At 68.8% G+C, this 23879-nt stretch carries 25 protein-coding genes and 1 pseudogene; 11 read left to right on the top strand and 15 right to left on the bottom strand.

Annotated elements, in window-relative coordinates:
* Positions 1 to 51: 51 nt before the first annotated feature.
* From OG828_RS44655 to OG828_RS44640, 4 genes are all read right to left on the bottom strand, one after another.
* Positions 52 to 2289, bottom strand: coding sequence for a serine/threonine-protein kinase (locus tag OG828_RS44655; protein WP_328504341.1), 2238 nt, complete (start codon positions 2287 to 2289; stop codon positions 52 to 54).
* A 116-nt stretch (positions 2290 to 2405) separates the two neighbouring features.
* A complete protein-coding gene (locus tag OG828_RS44650; protein WP_328504340.1) occupies positions 2406 to 3251 on the bottom strand; it encodes an oxygenase MpaB family protein in 846 nt (281 codons plus the stop codon).
* 9 nt (positions 3252 to 3260) lie between these two features.
* Entirely contained in the window at positions 3261 to 4439 is a 1179-nt protein-coding gene (locus tag OG828_RS44645) for an acyl-CoA dehydrogenase family protein (RefSeq protein WP_328504339.1), read from the bottom strand.
* A gap of 105 nt (positions 4440 to 4544) precedes the next feature.
* On the bottom strand, positions 4545 to 4913 hold the full coding sequence (locus OG828_RS44640) for a ferredoxin (RefSeq protein WP_328370359.1): 369 nt from the start codon (positions 4911 to 4913) through the stop codon (positions 4545 to 4547).
* Between the two features lie 79 nt (positions 4914 to 4992).
* On the opposite strand from OG828_RS44640, the gene OG828_RS44635 reads away from it, so the two are divergent.
* Together OG828_RS44635 and OG828_RS44630 are read left to right on the top strand one after the other, a co-directional pair.
* On the top strand, positions 4993 to 5319 hold the full coding sequence (locus tag OG828_RS44635; RefSeq protein WP_328370358.1) for a DUF6479 family protein: 327 nt from the start codon (positions 4993 to 4995) through the stop codon (positions 5317 to 5319).
* 5 nt (positions 5320 to 5324) lie between these two features.
* Complete coding sequence (locus OG828_RS44630; RefSeq protein WP_328370356.1) at positions 5325 to 5675, top strand: hypothetical protein; 351 nt, start codon at positions 5325 to 5327, stop codon at positions 5673 to 5675.
* A gap of 93 nt (positions 5676 to 5768) precedes the next feature.
* On the opposite strand, the gene OG828_RS44625 is transcribed toward OG828_RS44630, so the two are convergent.
* The 6 genes from OG828_RS44625 to OG828_RS44600 all read right to left on the bottom strand — a co-directional run bounded on the left by OG828_RS44625 (position 5769) and on the right by OG828_RS44600 (position 10967).
* Positions 5769 to 6197: an RpiB/LacA/LacB family sugar-phosphate isomerase gene (locus OG828_RS44625; RefSeq protein WP_328370353.1), complete on the bottom strand. Its 429-nt coding sequence runs from the start codon at positions 6195 to 6197 to the stop codon at positions 5769 to 5771.
* A gap of 29 nt (positions 6198 to 6226) precedes the next feature.
* The gene (locus tag OG828_RS44620; RefSeq protein ID WP_328370351.1) at positions 6227 to 7201 is read right to left on the bottom strand and encodes an ATP-grasp domain-containing protein; all 975 of its coding nucleotides are present in this window, start codon (positions 7199 to 7201) and stop codon (positions 6227 to 6229) included.
* Between the two features lie 356 nt (positions 7202 to 7557).
* Complete coding sequence (locus tag OG828_RS44615) at positions 7558 to 8352, bottom strand: ABC transporter ATP-binding protein (protein WP_328372687.1); 795 nt, start codon at positions 8350 to 8352, stop codon at positions 7558 to 7560.
* Positions 8353 to 8383: 31 nt separating this feature from the next.
* Positions 8384 to 9166 carry an ABC transporter permease gene (locus OG828_RS44610; RefSeq protein ID WP_328370349.1) on the bottom strand — a complete coding sequence of 261 codons (783 nt, stop codon included), beginning with the start codon at positions 9164 to 9166 and terminating at the stop codon, positions 8384 to 8386.
* Positions 9163 to 9993 carry an ABC transporter permease gene (locus OG828_RS44605; protein ID WP_328370346.1) on the bottom strand — a complete coding sequence of 277 codons (831 nt, stop codon included), beginning with the start codon at positions 9991 to 9993 and terminating at the stop codon, positions 9163 to 9165. Before OG828_RS44605 ends, OG828_RS44610 begins: the two co-directional genes overlap by 4 nt.
* A complete protein-coding gene (locus tag OG828_RS44600; RefSeq protein WP_328370344.1) occupies positions 9990 to 10967 on the bottom strand; it encodes an ABC transporter substrate-binding protein in 978 nt (325 codons plus the stop codon). Before OG828_RS44600 ends, OG828_RS44605 begins: the two co-directional genes overlap by 4 nt.
* Before the next feature lie 465 nt (positions 10968 to 11432).
* On the opposite strand from OG828_RS44600, the gene OG828_RS44595 reads away from it, so the two are divergent.
* Positions 11433 to 12320 (top strand): PaaX family transcriptional regulator, encoded by an 888-nt coding sequence (locus tag OG828_RS44595; RefSeq protein ID WP_328370341.1) that lies wholly within the window; start codon positions 11433 to 11435, stop codon positions 12318 to 12320.
* A gap of 692 nt (positions 12321 to 13012) precedes the next feature.
* Positions 13013 to 13780 (top strand): tyrosine-type recombinase/integrase, encoded by a 768-nt coding sequence (locus tag OG828_RS44585; protein WP_328372684.1) that lies wholly within the window; start codon positions 13013 to 13015, stop codon positions 13778 to 13780.
* 424 nt (positions 13781 to 14204) lie between these two features.
* Here the strand turns inward: OG828_RS44585 and OG828_RS44580 are convergent, their stop codons facing one another.
* The 5 genes from OG828_RS44580 to OG828_RS44560 all read right to left on the bottom strand — a co-directional run bounded on the left by OG828_RS44580 (position 14205) and on the right by OG828_RS44560 (position 17602).
* Complete coding sequence (locus OG828_RS44580) at positions 14205 to 15074, bottom strand: GNAT family N-acetyltransferase (RefSeq protein WP_328370338.1); 870 nt, start codon at positions 15072 to 15074, stop codon at positions 14205 to 14207.
* Between the two features lie 83 nt (positions 15075 to 15157).
* Positions 15158 to 15325, bottom strand: coding sequence for a hypothetical protein (locus OG828_RS44575; RefSeq protein ID WP_328370336.1), 168 nt, complete (start codon positions 15323 to 15325; stop codon positions 15158 to 15160).
* Complete coding sequence (locus tag OG828_RS44570; protein ID WP_328370333.1) at positions 15325 to 16449, bottom strand: radical SAM protein; 1125 nt, start codon at positions 16447 to 16449, stop codon at positions 15325 to 15327. Before OG828_RS44570 ends, OG828_RS44575 begins: the two co-directional genes overlap by 1 nt.
* Before the next feature lie 408 nt (positions 16450 to 16857).
* Positions 16858 to 17241 (bottom strand): hypothetical protein, encoded by a 384-nt coding sequence (locus OG828_RS44565; RefSeq protein WP_328370331.1) that lies wholly within the window; start codon positions 17239 to 17241, stop codon positions 16858 to 16860.
* 7 nt (positions 17242 to 17248) lie between these two features.
* Positions 17249 to 17602: a hypothetical protein gene (locus tag OG828_RS44560; RefSeq protein WP_328370329.1), complete on the bottom strand. Its 354-nt coding sequence runs from the start codon at positions 17600 to 17602 to the stop codon at positions 17249 to 17251.
* A gap of 194 nt (positions 17603 to 17796) precedes the next feature.
* On the opposite strand from OG828_RS44560, the gene OG828_RS44555 reads away from it, so the two are divergent.
* The 7 genes and pseudogenes from OG828_RS44555 to OG828_RS44525 all read left to right on the top strand — a co-directional run bounded on the left by OG828_RS44555 (position 17797) and on the right by OG828_RS44525 (position 23702).
* Positions 17797 to 18216, top strand: a complete 420-nt coding sequence (locus tag OG828_RS44555; RefSeq protein WP_328370327.1) for a hypothetical protein — start codon at positions 17797 to 17799, stop codon at positions 18214 to 18216.
* Complete coding sequence (locus tag OG828_RS44550; protein ID WP_328370325.1) at positions 18176 to 18700, top strand: DUF6879 family protein; 525 nt, start codon at positions 18176 to 18178, stop codon at positions 18698 to 18700. Before OG828_RS44555 ends, OG828_RS44550 begins: the two co-directional genes overlap by 41 nt.
* Before the next feature lie 7 nt (positions 18701 to 18707).
* On the top strand, positions 18708 to 19562 hold the full coding sequence (locus OG828_RS44545; RefSeq protein ID WP_328370323.1) for a helix-turn-helix domain-containing protein: 855 nt from the start codon (positions 18708 to 18710) through the stop codon (positions 19560 to 19562).
* 9 nt (positions 19563 to 19571) lie between these two features.
* Positions 19572 to 19754 (top strand): DUF397 domain-containing protein, encoded by a 183-nt coding sequence (locus OG828_RS44540; RefSeq protein ID WP_328370320.1) that lies wholly within the window; start codon positions 19572 to 19574, stop codon positions 19752 to 19754.
* A 198-nt stretch (positions 19755 to 19952) separates the two neighbouring features.
* Complete coding sequence (locus OG828_RS44535; protein WP_328370319.1) at positions 19953 to 20693, top strand: transporter; 741 nt, start codon at positions 19953 to 19955, stop codon at positions 20691 to 20693.
* Positions 20684 to 21091: pseudogene (locus tag OG828_RS44530) on the top strand (transposase); the annotation flags it as partial. The gene OG828_RS44535 and the pseudogene OG828_RS44530, both read left to right, overlap by 10 nt.
* 376 nt (positions 21092 to 21467) lie before the next feature.
* Entirely contained in the window at positions 21468 to 23702 is a 2235-nt protein-coding gene (locus tag OG828_RS44525; RefSeq protein ID WP_328370318.1) for an MMPL family transporter, read from the top strand.
* Positions 23703 to 23879 lie beyond the last annotated feature (177 nt).

Here is a 23879-nt window from a genome sequence, read left to right as displayed (position 1 = left end):
TCTTCGTAACACGTGATGATCTACGTCGGCCAGAGGCGTGCCGCGCCGGGGTCAGGGTCCGCCGGACGCCCGCTGCTGCCGGAGCACCGCGACCCTGCGGTACAGCTCGACCGCCTCGGCGCCCCGGCCGAGCTGTTCCAGGCAGTGGGCCTCGTCGTTGCGGCTGGCGAGGGTGTCGGGGTGGTCGGCGCCGAGGACGCGCTCGCGGGCGGCGGCCACCCGCCGGTATTCGGTGAGGGCGTCGGCCCAGCGGCCCAGCCAGCCGAGGCCGACGGCGACCTCGCGGCGGCTGACGAGGGTGTCCGGGTGGTCGGGGCCCAGCACCCGCTCGCGGATCGCGCATACGTCGCGCGACTCGGCGAGAGCTTCCTCCCAGCGGCCGAGGCGGCCGAGGTTGACGCCGAGGCCGTGCCGGGCGCGCAGGGTCTCGGGGTGGGCGGGCCCCTGGACGCGGGCGCGGTCGTCGATCAGCTCCCGGTACAGCTTGAGGGCGTCGGCGCTGCGGCCGAGGCGGCCGAGGCTGATGCCGACCTCGTAGCGGGCGGCGAGGGTGTCGGCGTGGTCGGGGCCGAGGGCCTGGGCGCGGGCCTCGGCGACCTCGACGTAGGTCTGCAGGGCTTCCGGCCAGCGGCCCAACTGGCCGAGCGCATAGGCGACTTCGTAGCGCGTGACCAGGGTGTCGGGGTGGTTCGCGCCGAGTACCCGGGCGCGCGCGGCGGCCACGTCGCAGGCCATGCGGTACGAGTCCTCCAGGCGCCCGAGGCGGCTGAGGTTGAAGGCGAGGTTGTGGCGGCAGCGCAGGGTGTCGGGATGGTCGGCGCCCATGGTGCGCTCCCGGGCGGCGAGCACCGACGTGTAGACCTGGTGGGCGTCGAAGTGCCGCCCCAACTGCCCCAGGACGTACGCCATTTCCTGGCGCACGGCGAGCGAGTCGGGGTGGTCGGCGCCGAGCACCCGGGTGCGGGCCGCGGCGACGTGTTTGTACTCGCGCAGGGCGTCGGCGGCGCGGCCTGTGCGGCTGAGGGTGAAGGCGACCTCGTAGCGGCTGGCGAGGGTGTCGGGGTGGTCGGGGCCGAGGAGGTGTTCCCGCTCGGCGGCGACGGCGCGGTGCACCTCGCCCGCCTCGGCCCAGCGCCCCAGCCGCCCGAGGCTGAGGCCCGCGTTGTGCCGGCCGGCCAGCGCGAGGAGGGTCTGCGCGGAAGGGGCGGGCGGCTCGTCCGGCGCCGGCTCCTCGACCCGGCCGGTGACCGGGCGCGCGATCCACTCGCCGGTGAGGCCGGCTCCGGCGTCCGGGGGTGTGGTGACGATGCCCGCGCCGGTGGCCTTGTGGCCGGTGGTCATGCCGCGGGTCCAGGACGGCAGCCGGGTCTCGCGGGGCGCGGGCTCGGTCGGGCGGAGTTCCGGCTGCGGCGTCACGACGGTCGGCACATACGTCGGTGTGGTGCGGCCCGCGTCGATCCTGCGGACCAACTCGCGGGCGTCGTGCGGGCGTTGCTCGGGCCGTTTGGCCAGCAGGTCCAGGATGACCTTCTCGAAGTACTCGGGCAGCTCGGCGCGGTGACTGCGGGGCGGCTGCGGCGGGGTGTCCCGGTGGCCGATGAGGATCGCCCAGGCGTCGTCGAGGTCGAACGGCGGGGCCCCGGTGGCGATCTCGTACAGCACGCAGCCCAGCGAGTACAGGTCGCTGCGCCGGTCGACATCCGTTCCGCTGATCTGCTCCGGCGACATGTAGTGCGGGGTGCCCATGGCGATGCCGGTGCCGGTCAGCCGTGAGGTGAAGCCGATGTCGTGGCCCAGGCGCGCGATGCCGAAGTCGCAGATCTTCACCGTGCCGTCGGTGAGCCGCACGATGTTCGCGGGTTTCAGGTCCCGGTGCACGATGCCCTGTTGATGGGTGTAGGCGAGCGCCGCGGCGACCTGGTCGGCGATCTCGACGACGTCCGGGACGGGCAGCGGATGGTGCTTGTTGTCCTCCAGGAGCTGACTGAGGTTGCGGCCCTCCAGGAGTTCCATGACGAGGTAGAGGATGCCGTCGTGCTCGCCGAAGTCGTGGACGACGGTGACGCCGCGGTGCTGGAGCGCGGCGGCCACCCGGGCCTCGCGCCGGAACCGTTCGCGCAGGACGCGGGTGAAGGACTGGTCGTGGGAGTGGCCGAGAGGCTTGAGGCACTTCACGGCCACCAGCCGGCCGAGCGACTCGTCGCGCGCCCGCCACACCTCGCCCATGCCCCCGCGCCCGATCAGGTCGAGCAGCCGGTACCGGCCCTGGATCAGCCTGGTCTCCGCCATCTCGTGCCGTCGCCCCCGTCGATGGTCGCCCCGCCCTCTGTGTCACGGATCCCCGCCGACGATCGTCGGCCCCCTCCTCCGTGACACTCCCCTTGTCGCTCGTCCAGTATGGCGACCTATCGTCCGAGTTTGTACGGTGCCGGGCGCGAGCCGGGGCCGAGGCGGGCCATCGCACGGAGGATGTGTTTGGGCGGGAGCTGCCAGCGCACACGTGCGGGAACACAGCGCAACATGGTGCCCGTGGCACGCAACTGCCGGGTGACCACGGCGGGTTGCGGGGCCGGTCTGCCGTACAGCTCATGGGCGTACGGCGGCAGAGCGGCGTACGCCAGTTGTGCCACACGCCGCCACAGCAGTTCCCGCGCCGGTATGAGCAGGGGGTGCGCCGGCGGGCGGAGGAGGAAGTCGTCCACCTCGCGTGCTTCGGGTCCGGCGGCGAGTTCGGGGCGCACCTTCTCGAAGTAGGCGTCCATCTCCGCCCGGTTCGCGGGGACGGCGTCCGAGTCGAGGCCCACCAGGCGGGCGCTGACCCGTTGTTCGCTGATGTACCGGTCAGCCTGAGCATCGGTGAGGCGGAAGCCGGAGCGGCGCCCAACGTGCAGGTAGGAGTCTATTTCGGCGCAGTGCACCCACAGCAGCAGCTCGGGTTCGTCGACGCCGTACCGCTCGCCGGTGTCCGGGTCGGTCGCCCCGAGCATGCTGTGGATCTTCCGCACCCGGGCGCCCGCCCGCTCGGCCGCCTCGGTGGTGCCGTAGGAGATGGTGCCGACGAAGTTGGCGGTCCGCAGCAGCCGGCCCCACGCGTCGTTGCGGAAGTCGGAGTTCTGCATGACGCCGCGCACCGCGCGCGGATGCAGTGCCTGGAAGTAGAGCGCGCGGATTCCGGCGACCCACATCATCGGGTCGCCGTGCATCTGCCAGGTCACAGAACCTGGGCCGAACAGACCCGGATCACCCGTCATGCCCGCAGACTAACGCCGTACCCGCGGCATCCCCAGACCGATCCACGAGATGATCTCCCGCTGGATCTCGTTGTTGCCGCCGCCGAAGGTGAAGATCACGGCGGAGCGGTAGCCGCGTTCCAGCTCGCCGTGGAGGACAGCGCCCGCGGAACCCTCCTTCAGGGCGCCCGCGGCGGCCACGATCTCCATGAGCCAGGCGTAGGCGTCGCGGCGGGCCTCGGAGCCGTACACCTTGACCGCGGAGGCGTCCTGCGGGGTGAGGGTGCCTTCCTGGACTGCGCTCACCATCTGCCAGTTGAGGAGCTTCATCGCGTCGAGCCGGGTGTGGGTGCGGGCGAGGAGGCGGCGCACCCAGGGGAGGTCGACGACGCGGCGGCCGTCGGCGAGCTTGGTCTCCATCGCCCAGCGCTGGACGTCGTGCAGGGCGCGGATCGCCATCGTGCCGTGCGCGGCGAGGGTGACGCGCTCGTGGTTGAGCTGGTTGGTGATCAGCCGCCAGCCCTGGTTCTCCTCCCCCACGCGGCGCGAGAGGGGGACGCGGATGTTCTCGTAGTAGCTGGCCGTGGTGTCGTGCGAGGCGAGGGTGTTGATCAGGGTGCAGGAGTAGCCGGGATCGGAGGTCGGCACCAGCAGCATGGTGATGCCCCGGTGCGGTGGCGCGTCCGGGTCGGTGCGCACCGCGAGCCACACCCAGTCCGCGGTGTCGCCGTTGGTCGTCCAGATCTTCTGGCCGTTGACGACATACGCGTCGCCGTCCCGCACCGCGCGGGTCTTCAGCGCGGCGAGGTCGGTGCCCGCGTCGGGCTCGCTGTAGCCGATGGCGAAGTCGATCTCGCCGGAGAGGATCTTCGGCAGGAAGTACGCCTTCTGCTCGTCCGTGCCGTACTGCATGATCGTCGGGCCGACGGTGTTGAGCGCCATCAGCGGCAGCGGTACTCCGGCCTGGGCGGCCTCGTCGAAGAAGATGAACTGCTCCATCGCGCTCAGGCCGCGGCCGCCGTACTCCTTGGGCCAGCCGACGCCGAGCCAGCCGTCGGTGCCGAGGCGCCGGATCGTGTCACGGTAGAACCGTTTCTGTGCGGCCGGGTCGGCGAACCGGGCCTGGGCGTGCCGTGGCGCCAACTCCGCGAAGTAGGCGCGCAGTTCGGTGCGCAGCCGCTGCTGCTCGGGCGTGTAGTCGAGATGCACGGCGCCTCCAGGCTTCCCCAGGCCGGTCCTGACGGCGCACACCGTAGAACGTGTTCCAGAAATTGGGAATGCCGAATCGCGAATGCCTGGGCTGCCGGCAGGGCGTCAGCCGAGGCTGGCGAGGAAGTCCGTGCACGCCCGCGCGCAGTCCCGGCACGCCGTCGCGGCCGCCTCGGCGTCCGCCTGTTGGTCGTAGAGGTGCGCGCACTCCAGGCACACCGCCCGGCACCACTCCAGCTGCATGCGCACGCCCGCCTCGTCCTGGTCCTGCTGCTCGGACAGCACACGGCAGGTCGCGTCGCACACTTCCGCGCACATGATGCCCTTGCGTCGTACGAGTTCCTGGTTCTGTGTCCCGTCGGGGTCCAGGAGGCTGGCGCGCAGAGCACACGCGCGTGCGCACTCGGTGCACGCCTGCGCGCATGCGAAGCGGTCCTCCAGGAACCGGACGAGTTCCTGTTGGGATGTCGTCACACCAAGCGGGTAGCCGGAGCCGGACGCGCCAAACCCCGCATGTCCGGTTCACGGCAGGCACCCCGGGTACTCGCGCGCCATGAGCACCCCATGGACCGAGATCGCAGGGACGGACCTCGCCGTCAGCCGCGGCGGCGCCGGCGCCGGGCTGGTCCTGGCGGGCGTCGTGGTCGTGGCACTGCTGCTCGGCGCCGTCCGGCTGGGCGCCCGCGTACGTCAACGCGAGCCTGCCCCGCCGCGTCCCGAGGAGCAGCCGAGGCTGCCGGACGGGGGCCCGGTCCGTGAGGTCCTGGAGAACCGTGAGCCCAAGCGGGTGCCCCGGGGCCGGCACCGTCTGACGCCGCACCGGCTGGACGGCCACGGCACCGGGGCGACCCGGCCGGGCCTGCCGCACCGAGGGAAGTGAGAACCATGGCCGACTCCGGCCGCAGCACCCTCCCGCTGCCCGACTACGACCATCTGCCGATCGGCGGCCTGGAGAGCCGCGTGCGGTCACTGACCGCCGAGGAGGTCGAGACACTGCTGTCGTACGAGCGCGCGCACGGCGACCGCGCTCCGGTGACCGCCGTCCTGACGGCCCGACTGGAGCAGTTGCGCGCGGGCGCTGAGCCGACGTCCGGCGATCCGGGCGCCCTGCGCCCCGAGCAGCGGGCACGCCACACGGGCTCGCCGGTCTCGCCCGCCACCTCACCGGAGCCGTTCGGCCCGCCGCCGCATGGGACGCCGGACCAGCGGGGTAGGCCGAAGGCCGACCGCGGGTGAGCTCTTCGCTGGATGGGCGGTTCGTTGGCCGCGGGCCGGTGGGGGCTGGTCGCGCAGTTCCCCGCGCCCCTTTGGGGCGCGGTTGCGCACCCGTTAGCTGACGCGGTTCACGTTCTCCCGGTCCTCCGCGTCCTCGCTGGCCGTGCCGGCGAACCAGGCGTCGAGGATTTCCTTGAGGAGGGGTTCGGAGGTCAGGCGCAGGCTGAGGGCGAGTACGTTGGCGTCGTTCCAGCGGCGGGCGCCGTCCGCGGTGTAGGCGTCGGTGCACAGGGCCGCCCGTACCCCCGGCACCTTGTTCGCGGCGATCGACGCGCCGGTGCCGGTCCAGCAGCACACCACCGCCTGGTCCGCCGTCCCGGAGACGACGTCCCTGGCCGCCGCCTCCGAGCACACCGCCCACTTCGGGTCGTCGCCGGCCTGTAGCGCCCCGTGCGTCACCACCTCGTGGCCGCGCGTGCGCAGCTCCGCGACGAGGGCGCGGGCCACAGGTTCGTCCATGTCCGAGGAAACCGAGATCCGCATGATCCGGAGCCTACCGGCGGGCCGGTCCCTCAACGGCAGTCCATGAGGACGTCCGATTCCTGCCATCCGCTTCCCGAGGCGAGGGCGTCGAGGTGGGCCTGGATGTAGGGCTTGGCGACCGTGTCGAGTTCGCCGTCGACGAAGGCGGGCTGGACGTTGACCTCGAAGACGACACCGCCGTTCTCGACGGCCAGGTCGACGCCGGCGAAGGGCAGTCCGACCGACGCGGTGGCGGCTACGGCGAGGTCGGCGAGGCGGGTGGGGAGGTCGGGCGGGGCGATGGGGACGGGGGTGGCGCCCTGGCAGGTGTTGCAGGGGGTGTCGAGTTCGGGCTGTAGGTGCTCGCGGGCGTGGATGACCCGGCCGCCCAGGACGAAGACCCGGAACTGGTGACGCCGGCCGTCGGCGGTGATGTTCCCCGCGTCCCGGGACAGCAGCCAGGCGGTGCGGCGATCGGCGTAGAAGGCGGCGGCGCGCTCCAGCTGATCGCCGGTCGTGAGGTGGAAGACGTCGTTGCCGCCGGTCCCGACCACGGGCCTGGCCCAGACGTCCCGGCCGAGCCTGTCGAAGGCGGCGGCAGCCGCGTGCGGGTCCGGCGCGGACAGGACGACGGTCTCCATGTGGGCGATGCCGTCGCGCCGGAAGCGCTCCATGGTGAGGTCCTTCTCCGTCGCGGTCCGCCAGGCGGCCACACCGGCGCCCAGGGTCACCACGTCATGGCGGGCGAGGAGGCGCTGGAAGTCGGCGAGTGCGCGGCGGCGGTGCGGCGGGATCTCGTACAGGACGACGATGTCGGGCACCAAGTGCAGTTCCCGCTCCGGGACTTGGAGGCATAAGCGGTCTCCGCCGCGTACGCCGATGCCGGTACCGCCGGCGGCGAAGTGCCGGGCGTCGAGCCGGACCGGCGGGGCGCCGGTGAGCAGTTCCACAGCCCGGGCGAGTACGTCCCCGCATCCTTCGGGCGAGGTCGGGTCGGTGATCAGGGCGATGCACGGTCGGGACACAGCGGCCTCCAGCGGTACTCGACGCGCACGGGCGCCGCGCACCGGCGGTGATGCGGCCCGGACGCTGTCACGGGTGTCGTTTCGCGCGGGGCGGTCATCGGCACCCGTCGCTCTTCACGCCGTACCGGTCTGCGAGCTGCGCCGGAACCGGACGGTGGCCGGGCCTGGATAGCCGGTGACCACGAGGTGGGGCTCCGCCCTGCCGTGTCCGTGCCGCAGGGCTGTGGCGCCACACTGTAGGCGCGCGGCGGGAGCCCGTGCCAGGGCGCACGAGCAGCCGCCTCCTGCCCCTGCCTCTGCGCCGTCCGCCCCCTGCCGTGCGCCCTTCCGGCGACGGCGGTGGCGTCGCGTCCGTGTCAGCCGACGGGCACCGCGTGCTCGGGGCCGCCGAGCTTGGCCCGCTGGATCTGCTCGTAGACGTGTGCGCGCAGTTCGGCGAAGCGGGGGCTGGAGCGGGTGTGCAGTTGGTCGCGTTCGTCGGGGAGGTCGATGTGCAGGTCCTCCTGGATGACGGTCGGTGACTTGGACAGGATGATCGTGCGCTGGCCCAGGTAGACGGCCTCGTCGATGTCGTGGGTCACGAACAGGACGGTGACGCCGAGTTCGCGCCACAGCCGGCGGACCAGGTCCTCCAGGTCGGCGCGCGTCTGCGCGTCGACGGCGGCGAACGGCTCGTCCATCAGCAGTACTTGCGGCTCGTACGCGACGGCACGGGCGATGGCGACGCGCTGCTGCATGCCACCGGAGAGCTGCCAGGGGTAGGCGTGGTGGGCGTCGCCGAGGCCGACGACCTCCAGGGCGTGTCCGACCAGCTCCGCCAGGCGGGCCTTGCCGAGCTTCTTGCGGCGCAGGGGCAGGGCGACGTTGTCGAACACCGTCATCCAGGCGAAGAGCGAGCGGCCGTACTCCTGGAAGACGACGGCCATGCCGGGCGGCGGTCCGGTGATCGGCTTTCCCTGGAGGCGCACTTCGCCGCCGGTGGGGTCGAGCAGCCCGGACATGCACTTGAGGAGCGTGGTCTTGCCGCAGCCGGACGGGCCGACCAGGCAGACCAGTTCGCCCGCGTCGAGGGTGAAGGTGATGTCGCGCAGCGCCTCGACGGTGCGGTTGCGGCCGGAGTAGGTCTTGTTCAGGTGTTGTACGTCGAGCATGGACATGGACGCCTCCGTGGGGGCCTGTCGGTCAGGAGTCGCGCTGGGCACGGCGCAGACCGTGGTACCAGGCCAGGGCCCGGTTCTCCGCGAACCGGAAGAGCAGGGAGAGCAGGAAGCCGAGCAGGCCGAGCAGCAGCACGCCGCTCCACATCTCGGGGATGGCGAACGAGCGCTGGAACTGCACGATGGTGAAGCCCAGGCCGTTGCTGGAGGCGAACATCTCGCTGATGACCATCAGGATGATCCCGATCGACAGCGCCTGGCGCATACCGGTGAGGATCTGCGGGCTCGCCGAACGCAGCACCAGGTGCCACAGCCGGGTGGGGCCGGTGATGCCGTACGACCGGCATGTGTCGCCGAGGACCTCGTCGACGGCGCGGACGCCTTCGACGGTGTTGAGCAGGATCGGCCAGACGCAGCCGCTGGCCACGACGATGATCTTCATGGTGTCGCCGATGCCCGCGAACAGCATGATCACAGGGACCAGTACGGGTGGCGGGATGGCCCGGAACAGTTCCAGGACGGGTTCGAGTACGTCCCGCAGGACGCGGTGCGAGCCGACGGCCAGGCCGAGGGCGATCCCCACCGCCGCGGCGAGCAGATACCCCGCCGTGAGCCGGAGCAGGCTGGGCAGGACGTCCGACATGAGCCGGTCGGCGGTCCAGACCTCGGGGAACTTCTGCAGGATCGTGGAGAGCGGCGGCAGATAGAAGTCGGTGCTGCCGGCGCTGGTGAGCCACCACACGGCGAACAGCACGGCGGGCAGGGCCCCGGCGAACAGGGCGCGGCGGGCTGCGATTCGGACGGTCATCGGGACTGACTCTCTCCGCGCTGGGACTGGTGCCAGTGCAGGACGCGGTGCTCGACCGCCCGGGCGGCCAGGTTGACGGCGACGCCGATCAGGCCGGTCGTCAGGACGAGCGCGTACACCTCGGGCACGGCTCCGGAGGTCTGCGCGACGGCCAGCTGCTGGCCGAGGCCGGGTGCGCCGATGACGAGTTCGGCGGTGACCGCGAGCACGAGAGCCACGGTGGCGGCCAGGCGTACGCCGGTCATGACGTACGGCAGCGCGGTGGGCCACAGGACGTACCGGATCCGGCCCCAGGTGCCCAGCCGGTAGCTGCGGGCGGTGTCCTGGGCGACGGGGTCCGCGTCCTGGAGGCCGGCCAGCACCTGGACGAGCACCTGCCAGAACGACGCGTACACGACGAGGAGCAGTTTCGAGCGGAGGTCGGTCCCGTAGAGCAGCACCGCCACGGGGATCAGTGCCACGGAGGGGATCGGGCGCAGGAACTCGATGGTCGAGGCGGTCGCCGCGCGCAGCACCGGTACCGAGCCGATGACCACCCCCGCCGCGACTCCGGCCAGGACGGCGATGGCGAGGCCGATCCCCCAGCCGGTGAGGGTGTCGCCGAGCGCGCTCCAGAAGGTGCCCTCGCCGAGCAGGTTCCAGAAGGCGCGGCCGATGGTGGAGGCCGGGGGGAGGTAGTCGGCGGAGACGAGCGGAGTGCGCGGCAAGACCTCCAGGACGGCCACCAGTCCTGCCAGACCGGCAAGTCCCCGCAGCACCACGGGACTTGGGGCCGGGCCCCGCCGTGCGGCCGGCGCTGCCGGCCGCGAGGCGTACGTCGTGGTCATGAGAACAGCGCTCCGATGTCCGGCTTCTTGCCGCCGAAGATGCCGTCCTGCTCGCCGAGCCCGGCCAGCTTCTCCAGGGAGGCGGTGTCGACCTGGGCGGGCCAGTTGGGCAGCGTCAGCTTGGTGAGCACATCACCGCTGATCTTGGTGTAGGTGGTGAGGATCTGCCGTGCCTCGTCGGGGTGCTCGGAGGCGTACTTCAGCGACTCGGTCATCGCCTCGTTGAACTTCTTCACCAGGTCCGGGTTCTCCTGCGCGATCTTCGTCGAGGTGAAGTAGGTCGCGACGGTGAGCTTGGGGTGCGTCTCGGCGAACGGCGAGGCCACCGCCCGCGCGCCCTGGGCCTTGGCGATGGTCTGGGCGGGCTCGCCCATCCAGGCGGCGTCCACGCGTCCGCCGTCCAGAGCGGCCGGCATCTGGTCGAAGGGGATCTCGACGAACTTGACGTCCGCGGGGTCACCGCCGGCCTTGCGCACCGATTCGCGGACGGTCGTGTCGCCGATGTTCTGCAGGGTGTTCACGGCGACGGTGTGCCCGGCGAGGTCCTTGGCCGACTTGATCGAGCTGTCCTTCTTGACCATGACGGCGGTGACGTCGGCTCCCACCTTGCCGTTGGAGGCGGCGCCGTTGACCACGGACTTGACCGGAACGCCCTTGGTCTGCGCGAGCATCAGCGACGTCGTGTTGCTGAAGCCGAACTGGAACTGCCCGCTCACCACGCCGGGGATGATCGCGGCGCCGCCCTGGGCGGTCACCATCTTCAGTTCGATCCCCCGGCTGCTGAAGAAGCCCTGCTTCTGCCCGAGGTAGAGCGGCGCCACGTCGACGATCGGAATGACACCGACCGTGACCTGCGTGGTCTTGCCGTCACCCGCGGGCGAGGCAGCGGAACTTCCGGAGTCCGACGAGCCGCACCCGGCGACTGCGGCGACGGTCACTACGGCGAGTGCAAGCCCGAGTATGCGCCTTTGCATGGGCTCCTCCTTGAGGAGAACGAGATGAGTGCCGCGCGGGGGAAGTGGACGGGCGAGCCGGCGAATTCCGTGCGGCGAGAACGGTGAGGGCGACAAGCGCGAAAGCGACCGGCGCTTCTCTTTCAGCGGTGAGACCTGCGGGACCAGAGGGGCTTCGGCGAAACCCCGGAAGCTGATGTTGTGCACTTTCTTGACGCCCGCAATCTACACACCTACCTTCGCCGTGTCAGGCCCCCCGACCGAGGGAATTTGTCGATCTCCGTCCTCGCAGTACCCGCGTCCACGACAAGGAGTGCCGACCCGTGAACCACCGCTTCCGCACGCGTACGCTCGCGGCCCTCGCGGCACTGCTGCTCGCCGCCCCCTTCGCGCCGAACCCGGCGCGCAACGCCCCGGACGACGGGCCCCGCAGGTGACGCCGCACCGCCTGCTCGCCGCGTGGCCGGCGACCGTACCCTGGCTCGGATGAACGTGAACGCCGAGCCCCAAGGGGACCTCCAGGACCCGCCGGACTCGCCCGACTCCCCGGCCCGTGCGGGGAGTTCCACAGCGCGCCCGCAGTCGCTTCTGCTCGCCTTCTTCGGCAACCACGCCCTGGACGAGCACCCGCTCTGCGTCTACTCGGGCAGCATCATCGACGTCCTCGCGCGGGTCGGCGTGGGCGAACAGGCCGTCCGTTCCACGCTCACCCGCATGGTCAACCGCGGTCTGCTGGTGCGCCGGAGGCAGGGGCGCCGCATGTACTTCGGCCCGACCCCGCTCGCCACCCAGATCCTGCGGGACGGCGGCCGGCGGATCTGGGAGACCAGCGCCGTCAACGACGACTGGGACGGCACCTGGACCCTGATCGGCTTCTCCCTCCCCGAGTCCTGGCAGCGCCGGCGCCACGATCTCCGCTCGCGCCTCACCTGGGCCGGCTTCGGCCCCCTCTACAACGGTCTGTGGATCGCCCCCGGTCCCATGGACGTCTCCGAAGTGATCACCGAGCTCCAACTGTCCGCATACGTCAAGGTCTTCCGCGCCCGCGCCGACGAGGCGACGGACATCGGCCTCATGGTCCGCGACACGTGGGACCTGGACTCCCTCGCCGCCCGCTACACCGACTTCACCCGACGCTGGAGCGCCCTTCCGGAGCCGGGCACCGACGACGCCATCGCCACCCGGCTGCGACTGGTCAGCGAATGGCTCCGGATCATCCGCACCGATCCGCGGCTGCCGGGACGGCATCTTCCGCCCGACTGGCCGGCCCGGCGGGCCGAGGAGACCTTTCGCCGTGTCGCCGCCGCGACCGAGACACCGGCCCGCGTGATGGCCGGCGCCATCCTGGACACCATTCCACTGGGCACGTCCTGATTCGCGGTGCCTGCGGGCCCCTGCTCCGTCGCGCGTGACCTTCGCTGCCCCAAGGTCGATACTGCCGACAGCAGGGGCTGCGACCACTACGCCACGGATCACCGGCAGACAGCGCCGGAACCCGCTTCCGACGGACCCGGACCGTTAAGATCGAGAACCGACCTCGCCCACTCTGACCAGCAAAAACATTGGCCAGACGCACACTTGCCAGCCTCACCAGGAGGTTCTCATGAAGATGTTGATCAACGTCTCGTAATTTGGTGCGGCCGCAGGTCAGGACCATGCTGAGGGCTCGTTGGTCAGCAAACTCCCAGCATGAGTCAGGAGACGTGCACGTTGGCGACCCAGCTCATACGTGGGATGGGCAGCTGCTTCAAGCTCTGCGCCTGTTCCCGCCAGACCCGATGCCCCCACCCTTACGCCATTCGCTATCGCGATTCAACAGGCCGTCAACGCGAGGAGACGGGGTACTCGACGCAGCAATCTGCGATCGAGCGGCTCACAAGGTCTACAACGAGAAGATCAACACTCCGCGTCAGCAGGCGGACCTCAAACGCGAGATCGGAAAACAACGCTTCGGGACGTACGCCTCCACGTGGCTCACCCGACAGCGACACTACGCCCCCGGTAGTGTCCGCACGGTCAACCAGGTCCTCAACAACCACGTTCTTCCGGTTCTGGAATCCCGCCGGATGAACACCTTCACCTCGACCGTCGTCGAAGACTTCATCATGTCGATGGAGGAACGTTCCGTCGGCCTGGCCGCGCAGCAGAACTCCTTCGACACGCTCAAGAAGACCCTCCTCGACGCACGTCGCCGGGGAGGCATCACCGAGGACCCGTTCGACGGGGTCATACCGCCCGAGTACATCCCTCAGAAGATCACCATTCCGACGCTGGGCGAAATCCACGCTCTTAAGACGGTCGCCAGCGACGGCCTCGTCGTCGTCATCGACCTGATGTCGGGCTGCGGTCTCCGCAACGGAGAAGCCTACGCAGCCAACCTGGAGCGGATGGTCGCGGACGACGTCTACCGGATCACCGAGCAGATCGAGGGAAAGACGCGTGAGCGGTCACGCCTCAAGCACCGCAAGCCGGGAGAGTTCCGCGAAACTCCCATGCCCTGCACCGTTCGCGAGTCGCTCCTGCAGTACGAGAAGAACCACGGCGCGTCTACAGACGGGTACCTTCTCCGGACCCAGCGGTCCGCCTATTGGGCACACACCACGCTCGAATACCAGTGGAACATTGCGAAGAAGAGGGCCGGCATTACGAGGAGGCTGACGACCTACTCTTTGCGCCACTTCTTCGCGTCGAACTGCTTGTCCAGGGGAATACCCATCATGGACGTGGCGGAGTGGATGGGGCACAAGAACATCAACATGACCTTCAAGACCTACCGCCACCTCATGCCGGCGCCGATCGGCCGAGCCGCTCGAATTCTCAACGAAGGCCTCTGAACGTGAAAGGGCCGGGCTTTTGCTCGGCCCTTTCACGCAACCTTCTGCTGCTGTGCCCATCGGTCAAGATCCGCGATCTTGAAATTCAACTTACCGCCGAAGTAGTACCTGGGGATGCCATGCCGTTGGGACTCTTCGATACATCCAACGCTCGGTCATGTCGAGATAGGCGGCCGCATCAGCGACCCCCACGTACTGGCGATCCATCCATTCCTCCTCGTCACGCTCACGGGAGGTATACACAACGTTTCCGGCCGCACCCAACGAAAGGTCGTCACGTCATCCAAGCCCGGGCACCGCGTTGGTACCACGGAACCTGTTCCGGTGCTCACAGCCTGCGGCCGGACGTCGCACACGGATCTCCGCCAGCGATGTTCCGGGGCGGGTCGACGGCGCCCAGGTGCTCGGTTGCACAGCGGTAAGCTCAAGCGGCCTGCCAGTAGATGAAGCCGAGCGAGGTGAGTCCTTCGGACCGACAGAGGCGATCCGAAGGGCCACCGGCCTCCGTTTGGAGGAGCTGGTAAGCAGCCCCATTGACCTGGCCCCAGTGCATCGCCGCCCGCCACAGCAGACGCCCCAGTCCTGCGCCGCGGTGCTCTGGGAGGACACCGAAATACTGCGGCATCAGTTGTGGGGTACCGATCGCGTCGGGACGGATCTCCATCGGGCCGATAGCGCCAGCCACACTGCCGTCCACGACGGCGGTCAGGACTGGGCCGACCGTTCCGGCCTGCATCTGTTCATAGAGAAAGACGAAGCCGTCGGATGCCATCTGCTCGGCGAAGTCGGCGAAGGTACCTCGTACGCCCGCCGGCCATTCGTCGATGGAACGAACTGGGCCATCCGGAGGCAGGCAGAGGGCCGTCCTGAAGTCCTTGAGCTGGATGCGCGTACCGCGGCCGCCCGTAGACTCGGGGCCGAGGAACTGTACGACGCGTGACTTGCTGGCACCGTGTTCGGCGGACAGCTTCTGGGCGAGCTCGGTGGCGGCGAGGACGCTGCTTGGCTCGATGCCGTAGAGGTGGACCTTGATCATGCCGACACCGCGCCGGGACAGCGTGGGGATCAACGTCTCACTGGACAGATGCACGATGCTCTCGACGAGGACGGTTTCGTCCTTGCTGTCGGACCAGCGGATGTCCTTGTCGTACCGCAGGAACCACCGATCGGTGGAGGCCGCGGTCAGGGTGTCCGTGAACAGATCCTCGGTCAGTACGGACGGGTGGACCGGCCCGATCGTCGGCACGTAGGGCGCCGGCACCACTGGACGGAGCCAGTCCCAGCGGAATCGCATTGCTTCAGGGTACTCATCTCGTGCTCAGGTCTCAGGCCCCGACGCGGATGCGCCAGGGCCTGAGGGCAGGTGACCGAAGAGGGTCAGTTCGGGTTGTCGTCGCCGGCGGCGCAGGAGCAGGCGCTGCCCTCCATAAGGGCGTCGGCGTCGACCTCGATGACGACCGCCGTGGTCGCAACGAGCGTAGTGGGCAGGGCCGGGCGGATGGCCGGCGGACGGCGGGTCTGGATCTCGACGGGAACAGGACTCATTAGTGCACCATCTCCTTGGTGTCTCCGTGCTGGCAGTAGGTGTTCAGCGGTGCCTTCGCCTCCTGGTAGACCTTGGCGAGCGGTCGGCACACCCGGCAGGTACCGGAGAGCGAACAGCCCGAGCAGCCACCGGTGCGAAGCATGAGCCGATCGGAGATCGCTCCGAGTCGGTGAAGGCCGTCGATGCCCTCGGTCATGAGGTCGATCTGGTCATCGCGTCCGATCTTGCAGATGGAGACCTTGGCGTGCGGGTCGGCATGGAAGAAGGTCACGCCCGCGTTGCAGCCCTGGAAGACCGGTCGCCTGCGCAGGTGCTCGGTGGACTGAACGAGCAGCGGCTCACCCTTGCCGGAAAAGGTCGGCTGCATGTTGGTGTAGACGTGGTGGTCGAGGCCCCAGCTTTGAACCAGGGCCACCATGGCGTCGACCTCGTGGGCGTTGTCCTCCGTCACTACGACGGACACTCGCAGGGGCAGGCCGGCATTGCGGGCCGCGGCCATGCCCCTCTGGAAGTTCTTCCACGCGCCTTTGCGCTGGGTGAGCTCGTCGAAGGACTCCTCCGTCGCGCCGTACATGCTGACGACGACGCGGTATGGCGGGCAGTCCCGGAACAGCCGCAGCAGCGCAGGTTTCCACAGGCGCGAGGCGTTGGTCGAGACCGTGAGCATCATGCCCTGGCGGTACGCGTACCGGTAGGCGCCCTCGAAGTCGGGATCGACTGTCGGCTCCCCGCCCGTGATCTGGAGCCAGAGCACCCCGGAGTCACGGACGATGTCGATCAGCTTGACCTTGTCGTCCCAGCCCAGGCCGGCGAGGGGGCGCTCGCCGAGGTAGCAGTGCTTGCAGCCGAAGTTGCAGTAGAGATTGATCTCCCAACTCGCCCGGGCGAAGGCGAGTTCGGTCGGTTCACGCACCAGGAGTGCCTCCTGGGATGCCTGGCCGTCCAGGTCGAGGTCCCATGCTTCGGCCGCGGTGGCCACCAGCCAATCGGGCACGCGGTCGTCGGCCCGGGCATATTGCCGTAGGTCCTCGTAATGCTCGGCCGGCAGGCGCACGCACGCGGTACTCCCAGGCCGGACGGCCAGGTAGCCGTCCAGGAACGGGCTGACGATCAGCCGGTGCATCCTGTACCTCTTCTCTTGAGACTGATCCCGCCCCTGCTGCGACCTGTCCTTCTGAGGTGGGGAAACCTCCAGTTCGAGCAGCAGGGGCGGGGGTATGGGGCCGGTCCAGGGCGTAGCTGTCCGCTACGCCCTGGACCGGCAGTCCTGGGAGCGGCGTTGTAGCCGGCCACTGATCAGGAGGACGGAACTCATCCGCGGATGTGGCTCCTCCGCGGCGACGGACGGCTCGTTCGCTCATCGTCCAGTGGAGCTGTTCGAGCCGGAACACACACCGTTGGCAGGCGAACAGCGGGAAGACCACGTCGGCCACCGCAATGTCCCCGACTTCTGCTACCGGAACACCGGTCTGCTCGCACTTGAAGCAGCTACCCACCTGCCAATCGAAGCGCCCCCACAGTTCCTCCGGTCTCAGCCCCATGGCATGCCTCCGGACGGCCGGTGTGGCAGTGGCTTACCGCCGGCGACAGTCACGAACAGCACCGGGCGGGCGTGCCACACAAAGGAGAACGGCTCCGCCACCAGGGGCAGCGTGAAGTCCGCGCCCTTTTCAAGGGCCGACACGGCGCCTTCCCACCACGGGTCGCTTCGGTCGACGAGACGGTCAACGAGGTACGGCCCGACGACCGAGGCGATAATGCGGATGTTGAGGCGGGCCCACCGCACGGCCGACTCAGGAGTGCGCTGCGAGGCAGACCGGATCCGCTCTCCATCGGCGTGACGCCACTCGCACCAGAAGCCCGGCTGGGGCTTACCGACGGTGCTCATGAACGCGGACGAGCGGTGAAGCAGCATGGGATGATCAGGTCGCATAGTGGCTCGGCTCCGTGTAGATCCACAACAGACGCCGGGCCACGTTGGCCACGTCGCGCATATAGACGAAAGCGTTGAAGGCCGCGGTCTCCTTCGTGGGGCGGCTCGTTAGGTCCAGTAGCCGGTAGGCCTGTCTGAACAGGTCTCTGACATCGGAATCTTCGTCGGCACCGAGCTCCTGGGCGAGGAGTTGGTTCAGGTGCTTGATGACGAGCGTCGTTCTGGTATCGATGTCCTCGCGGGTCGAGGTCCCGAGCTGCATCCGGAGGGCGGCGTCGGTGCAGTGCGCCATCAACTCTGCATCGACCGTTGGAGCCTCGGGTTCGTTGGTCACGGTGGCCACCACACATCTCCCCTCGGTGCCGCACTGCGCGGCTTCCTTGCTTGCTCGGGTTCGAGAACGACCGTAGGACTGCCGTCTTCCAACTCCCAAGAAGATTGCGCGAGTTTGCGGAAAGTCGATTGACGGCCTCGAACATGCCCTCGACCATCGAGGCGTCGCGCAAATCAGCGCAAGGCAGCAGACAGGAGAGCGCCATGCAGCTACGGTTCCTTGGTAAGAACTCCACCGTGGGCGACTGCCCGACCCTGTACGCCACGGACCGGGACACGTACCTCGTCCAGGGCTGGAAAATCTTCGCGAACGACCTGCTGATGCAACTCGACATTCCCGAGGGGCAGACGGCGGTAGAAGTACCGACGGAGCTGTTCGAGTTCCTGAAGGAGGACGGACTGGTAGCCGGCGAGTTCAGGCAGATCGAGGATCCGATCATGGTCCTCACGCCCGGTGGCACGTACGTCGTCCAAGGCCTGGAGGTCACCGACCCCGAGGCGCTGTCCCAGATGGAGATTCCGGACTACGAGACCGTGGTCGAGGTCCCCAAGGCCGCGATCACCGCCCTACTGGAGGAACCGCGTGGAGTTGATCTCCAGCGCCAAGCGCAACCGGCTCTTTGAGACCTTCACGAAGGACGCCTTCCATCTGGAGCTGAGGGACGACTACTCCGTCCCGGACGAGGACGGGCCGTTCGAGTGCTGGCTTCGGGGAGATCCGGTCGACTACTCGTACATGGAGCCGTGGGCGCAGCTCATCAAGCGCGCCTCCCAAGAGGCCAAGACCGTCCGTCGCGTGCGCGTTGTCACCGAGCCCCACTCGCCCTACATCCAGTGGGAGTACGCCGCCACTCCGCACAACGAGCAGGCTGGCGAGGAGATCCGTTGGCTGCCGCGTCACTTGCTTCCCGACGAGCTGGCCTTCCCCGTCGACGGCAACGACTGGTGGCTGTTCGACGGTCGCCTCCTGGCCGTGGGGCACTTCGACAGCGACGGCCGCGTGCTCGGCTCGGAGCTGGTCGAGGCTCCCGAGGCCGTTGCTGAGTGCGTCCGAGTCCGCGATCTGCTCTGGGAACTGGCCATCCCGCACCGCGAGTACAAGCCCTGAACCATCCGTGAGCAACCAAGCACAAGAAACGCGCGAGGCACTGGGTGCCCGGTTGCGCGGCTTCCGGAAGGATGCCGGATTCACCAGCGGCCGGGCCCTCGCACGTGCCCTCAACTGGCAAGAGTCCAAGGTCTCTCGCCTTGAGCACGGCAAGCAGAACGCCAGCGAGCAAGACATCAGGGCCTGGTGCACGGCGACCCGGCAAGAGCAACACATCGAGGACCTGATCGCCACGGTTCGCCACATTGATGAGCTGTGGCTTGAGTGGCGCCGGCAGGTCCAGACGGGCGCCGAGACCAGACAGAAGAAGTCCCTACCGGTCTATGCCAAGACCAAGGTCTTCCGGATCTGGCACCCCAACATGATCTGGGGGACCTTCCAGACAGCGGACTACGCCGCCGAGATCTTCCAACAGGCCGTCAGTTTCCTGGAGTTCCCCAACGACACAGAGGCCGCCGTCGGCAAGCGACTCGAACGGCAGCGGTACCTCTACGAGGGCAACCGGATCTACAACGTGCTCCTCGGCGAACAGGCCTTGTACTCCAACGTAGGCGGGCCAGAGGTCATGAAGTCTCAACTCGACCGCCTCCTGGCCCTGATGGGACTGCCCCGCGTGAGCCTCGGCATCGTCCCCCGTGCCGCAGCCACCGAGATCTGGCTCGGTCACGGCTTCTCCATGTTCGACGACAAGCTCGTTCTGGTGGAGACCTACTCGGCAGAGTTCTCAGTAACCCAGCCACGAGAGATCGACCTGTATGCCAAGGCCTTCGCCCTGTTGAAGCAGTCCGCGGTCTACGGCACGGCCGTCCGTGACCTCATCCTCACCGCCACCCGACATTTTGATCAGATGCCGAACGACTAGGAGAGCACCATGCCCCCTGTGACCCCAAAGTGGCGTACCAGCTCCTACACGGGCACAGAGAACTGCGTTGAAGTGGCCGACAGTGAACCGGGATTGGTGATGGTGCGGGACACCAAGGCCCGCAGTCACGGACTCCTGGCCATCCAGCCCGCAGCTTGGGCGGTTTTCGTCGAGTTCGCCAAGAACGGATAGCAAAGACGGCCGCACCTGGACGTTCACGTCGTGTCGGCAAAGGAAGTAGTCGGCCCGGCTGATGCCACGCGATCCCACGGCATCGAAGGTCCAACCGTGACCGGCTCAGCCCGTACGGCTGGAGCGGGATCTGGGGAATAGGCCTCTCTTCACCGCGATTGTCCATACGCAGTGATCAAGGTGGAGTCGGGGAGGGGCATGAGCAACCTGAAGGTCTTCAGGCTGCGAGGTGGGCGAGCTACCGAGATATCTGGGGCGTCCGTGGGGGTGGAACGCGAGCTGCAGACGCTGATCGAGGCCAACATGGAGGCCATGCTCGGTATCCGCTTCCTGGTGACCGAGTACCGCACCGGACGTCACCGCGGCCGGATCGACTCCCTCGGCTTGGACGAGAGCGGGACACCAGTCATCGTGGAGTACAAGCGCTCCCGCGACCAGAACGTCATCAACCAGGGGCTCTCCTACCTGTCATGGCTCCACGACCACCACCATGAGTTCGAGAGTCTGGTCAAGAACAAGTTCGGCGCTGAGGCCGCTGCCGAGATCGACTGGAGCAATCCCCGGATCGTCTGCGTCGCTGGGGCTTTCACACGCCACGACACCGTGGCGATCGAGATGATCGGCCGCAGGATCGACCTGGTGATGTATCGGATCTTCGACGACGTGCTCACGCTGCAGCTCGTTGCCACGATTGCCGGTGTCGCTTCTCCGTCAGGACGGACGATCCTCGACGCCCCCCGATCCTCGAGTTCACCCGCTCCCAAGTCGGTGCAGCAGTACCTCGACGAGGCGCCTCAGGACCTCAAGGACCTCTACTGGGATCTGGACGAAGTGCTCCTGTCACACGGTGACATGCAGAAGGAGACCCAGCAGCACTACATCGCGTACCGACGGATCAAGTACGTCGCCACCGTGCGCATCCAGCCGCGCCGCGCCTGATCTACCGCATTCACCTCGACCGCGGCCCCGCCAAGGGGCGGCGCAAGGGCTTCACCGAGACCGACTACGCCCGCCTGCTCGACGCCGCACACCAGCAACTCGGCGGTCCCGTCGTCTTGGTCTGGGACAATTTGAACACGCACGTCAGCCGCACCATGCGACGGCTGATCGCCGCGCGATTATGGCTGACCGTCTACCAGATGCCGCCGTACGCTCCCGAGCTCAACCCGGTCGAGGGCGTGTCGTCGCACCTGAAGAGATCCCTGGCCAACCTCACCAAACACAGCCTCGACCAGCTCGCCGTGCTGGTGAAGACGCGGCTGAAACGGATGCAGTACCGCCCGCACCTCGTCGAGGGGCTCATCGCCAAGACCGGACTCGACCTCCAACCGCCGTAGCCCCAGCCATTAAAGATCTCTAGCGGACGTGTCCTGACACCGCTCGCTTCCCAGCCCTGCTCCGTTGACCGACAACCTCGGTCACCAACGGGCACGAGCAAGGACCTTGCGGCTCGGCGTCGATCACCGCCGCGCGCCGTCGGGCGGAAGGCTCTCGCACCGTTCCCACTCGTTTCCCATCTCGACGGGTGTAGCGGGCTACACCTCCGGTTCGGGAGGGTGCTCCCTCGTGGCGACACGCTGCCGACGGAATCGTGGAGGGCGACGGAAGGGCCCCCTCCCAGCTCCCCTATGAACAAACAGGGCGCACCCCCACAGAGGCGGTTCTTCGACTTCTCGCCGTTCCTGAACCGCTGATGTGGAGGCGTATTCCGCCATGGCAACTGTCCTTTATCGCCTGGGCCGTGTGGCTTTCCGGTGGCGCTGGTTCGTCACCTTGTTGTGGGTGGCGGTGCTGGGCGCCGCCGGTTTCGCCGCCTCCAAGGCGCCTGCCGCCGCGGACGAAGGCTTCACCATGCCCGGCATCGAGTCGCAGAAGGCGTTCGACCTGTTGGAGCAGCGTTTCCCCGGCTCGGCGGCCGACGCGGCGAGCGCCCGGATCGTGTTCGTGGCACCGAGCGGTGAGAAGGTCACCGCCACCGAGAACAGAAGGGCCATCGAGCACCTCGTCGACGAGGCCGCCGACGGCACCCAGGTCGCCAGTGCCGTCGACCCCTTCCAGGCGAAGGCGGTGAGTCGGGACGGTACGACGGCGTACGCGACCGTCAGCTTCAAGACCGGCGCCGCCGACCTGACCGATGCGAGCAAGGACCACCTGGAGCGCGCCATCGACGGGGCCCGGGACGCGGGCCTGACCGTCGAGGTCGGCGGCGACGCGCTGGCCACCCAGCCCTCGGCGGGCGGCGCCGCCGAGGTGGTCGGCATCGCGGTGGCCGCTCTCGTCCTGCTGATCACCTTCGGGTCGATGGCCGCCGCCGGGCTGCCACTGCTGACCGCGATCCTCGGTGTCGGCCTCAGCATGGCCGGGATCATGGCCGTGTCGGAGGCGCTCGGCCTGTCCGAGAGCACCGGCACGCTGGCCACCATGCTCGGTCTGGCCTGCGGCATCGACTACGCCCTGTTCGTCGTCTCCCGGTACCGGGAAGAGCGTGCCAAGGGGCACCCGCCGCGGGAAGCGGCGGGTCTCGCCGCCGGTACGGCCGGTTCGGCGGTCGTCTTCGCCGGCCTCACGGTCGTCATCGCGCTGGCCGGGCTGTCCGTGGTCGGCATTCCGCTGCTCACCAAGATGGGGCTCGCCGCCGCTGCCGCGGTCCTGGTCGCGGTGCTGGTGTGCCTGACGCTGGTCCCGGCCGTCCTCGGCTTCTGGCCGAACGCCGTTCTCTCGCGCGGCGCCCGCCGCAACTCCCCGCGCTACCGCAGGAAGCAGCGCAAGGAGGACAACGGCGGATCTCGCTGGGCGCGCATCGTCGTACGCCACCCGCTGCCCGTCCTGCTGCTCGGCGTCGTGGGCCTGGGTGCCGTCGCCACGCCCGTCCTGGACCTCCAGCTCGGCATGCCCGGCGACGAGGCCAAGCCCACCTCCACCACCGAGCGCCGGGCGTACGACGCCCTGGCCGAGGGCTTCGGTCCCGGCTTCAACGGACCCTTGACCATCGTCGTGGACGCCCAGGGCTCCGCGGATGCGAAGGCGGCTGTGGCAGCGATCGCGCAGGACGTCCGGACCACGGAGGGGGTCGTGTCCGTCTCACCGGCCCGCTTCAACTCCGCCGGTGACACCGCCGTGTTCTCCGCCGTCCCGTCCACCGCACCCACGGACGAGAAGACCAAGGATCTCGTCACCACCATCCGAGACGAACGCCCCGGCATCGAGTCCAAGGCCGGCGCCTCCTTCGAGGTCACCGGCAAGACCGCGCTGGACATCGACGTCGCCGAGAAGGTGCAGGCCTCGCTGATGCCGTATGTGGCGGTCGTGGTGGGACTCGCCATCGTCCTGCTGCTGGTCGTGTTCCGGTCTCTGCTGGTGCCGGTGAAGGCCGCGTTCGGGTTTCTGCTGTCCGTGCTGGCGGCGCTGGGTTCGGTGGTGCTGGTCTTCCAGCAGGGGCACGGCGCCGACCTGCTGGGCGTGGAGTCCACCGGGCCGATCATGAGCATGATGCCGATCTTCCTGGTGGGCATCGTCTTCGGTCTCGCCATGGACTACGAGGTGTTCCTTGTCTCGCGGGTGCGCGAGTCCTACGTCCACGGGGACGCGGCCAAGACGGCGATCGTCTCCGGGTTCAAGCACAGTGCCCGGGTGGTCGTGGCCGCCGCACTGATCATGATGGCCGTCTTCTCCGGCTTCATCGGGGCCGGCGAGTCGATGATCAAGATGATCGGGTTCGGGCTGGCCATCGCGGTCCTGTTCGACGCCTTCGTCGTCCGCATGGCGATCGTCCCCGCCGTCCTGTCCCTCCTCGGTGACAAGGCCTGGTACCTGCCCCGCTGGCTGGACCGGCTGCTGCCCGACATCGACGTCGAGGGCGAGAAGCTCAGCCGCAAGGTCCCGGCACTGACGGCTCCCGCCGCCGACCCGGACGACCGGCCGCTCGCCGAGCCCGTCCCCATCGGCTAGCGGCGACCGCGCGGCCCCCTCTTGGGGCGGCCGCCTCCCGACCGGGGCCGCCGAAGCGGCGGCGGCCCCCGCGCCGCCCCCGTGGGGACAGGGGCAGCGCGATCCCGGGCCCGGTAGCCGGAGCTTCCCCCAGCTCCGGCCGCCGGGCTCGTGGACTTGGCCGGAGGCGCGGGGTGC

It is taken from the genome of Streptomyces sp. NBC_00457 (genome assembly GCF_036014015.1).
In the GTDB taxonomy this organism is placed as follows: Bacteria; Actinomycetota; Actinomycetes; order Streptomycetales; family Streptomycetaceae; genus Streptomyces.
This window is presented reverse-complemented; position numbering and strand designations above follow the sequence as displayed.

Bases quoted from the DNA above. Each gene is read 5' to 3' on its own strand.
- OG828_RS44655 (WP_328504341.1), bottom strand. From the start codon at position 2,289: ATGGCGGAGACCAGGCTGATCCAGGGCCGGTACCGGCTGCTCGACCTG.
- OG828_RS44650 (WP_328504340.1), bottom strand. From the start codon at position 3,251: ATGACGGGTGATCCGGGTCTGTTCGGCCCAGGTTCTGTGACCTGGCAG.
- OG828_RS44635 (WP_328370358.1), top strand. From the start codon at position 4,993: ATGAGCACCCCATGGACCGAGATCGCAGGGACGGACCTCGCCGTCAGC.
- OG828_RS44630 (WP_328370356.1), top strand. From the start codon at position 5,325: ATGGCCGACTCCGGCCGCAGCACCCTCCCGCTGCCCGACTACGACCAT.
- OG828_RS44625 (WP_328370353.1), bottom strand. From the start codon at position 6,197: ATGCGGATCTCGGTTTCCTCGGACATGGACGAACCTGTGGCCCGCGCC.
- OG828_RS44615 (WP_328372687.1), bottom strand. From the start codon at position 8,352: ATGCTCGACGTACAACACCTGAACAAGACCTACTCCGGCCGCAACCGC.
- OG828_RS44610 (WP_328370349.1), bottom strand. From the start codon at position 9,166: ATGACCGTCCGAATCGCAGCCCGCCGCGCCCTGTTCGCCGGGGCCCTG.
- OG828_RS44605 (WP_328370346.1), bottom strand. From the start codon at position 9,993: ATGACCACGACGTACGCCTCGCGGCCGGCAGCGCCGGCCGCACGGCGG.
- OG828_RS44600 (WP_328370344.1), bottom strand. From the start codon at position 10,967: ATGCAAAGGCGCATACTCGGGCTTGCACTCGCCGTAGTGACCGTCGCC.
- OG828_RS44595 (WP_328370341.1), top strand. From the start codon at position 11,433: ATGAACGTGAACGCCGAGCCCCAAGGGGACCTCCAGGACCCGCCGGAC.
- OG828_RS44585 (WP_328372684.1), top strand. From the start codon at position 13,013: ATGAACACCTTCACCTCGACCGTCGTCGAAGACTTCATCATGTCGATG.
- OG828_RS44580 (WP_328370338.1), bottom strand. From the start codon at position 15,074: ATGCGATTCCGCTGGGACTGGCTCCGTCCAGTGGTGCCGGCGCCCTAC.
- OG828_RS44575 (WP_328370336.1), bottom strand. From the start codon at position 15,325: ATGAGTCCTGTTCCCGTCGAGATCCAGACCCGCCGTCCGCCGGCCATC.
- OG828_RS44570 (WP_328370333.1), bottom strand. From the start codon at position 16,449: ATGCACCGGCTGATCGTCAGCCCGTTCCTGGACGGCTACCTGGCCGTC.
- OG828_RS44565 (WP_328370331.1), bottom strand. From the start codon at position 17,241: ATGCTGCTTCACCGCTCGTCCGCGTTCATGAGCACCGTCGGTAAGCCC.
- OG828_RS44555 (WP_328370327.1), top strand. From the start codon at position 17,797: ATGCAGCTACGGTTCCTTGGTAAGAACTCCACCGTGGGCGACTGCCCG.
- OG828_RS44540 (WP_328370320.1), top strand. From the start codon at position 19,572: ATGCCCCCTGTGACCCCAAAGTGGCGTACCAGCTCCTACACGGGCACA.
- OG828_RS44535 (WP_328370319.1), top strand. From the start codon at position 19,953: ATGAGCAACCTGAAGGTCTTCAGGCTGCGAGGTGGGCGAGCTACCGAG.
- OG828_RS44525 (WP_328370318.1), top strand. From the start codon at position 21,468: ATGGCAACTGTCCTTTATCGCCTGGGCCGTGTGGCTTTCCGGTGGCGC.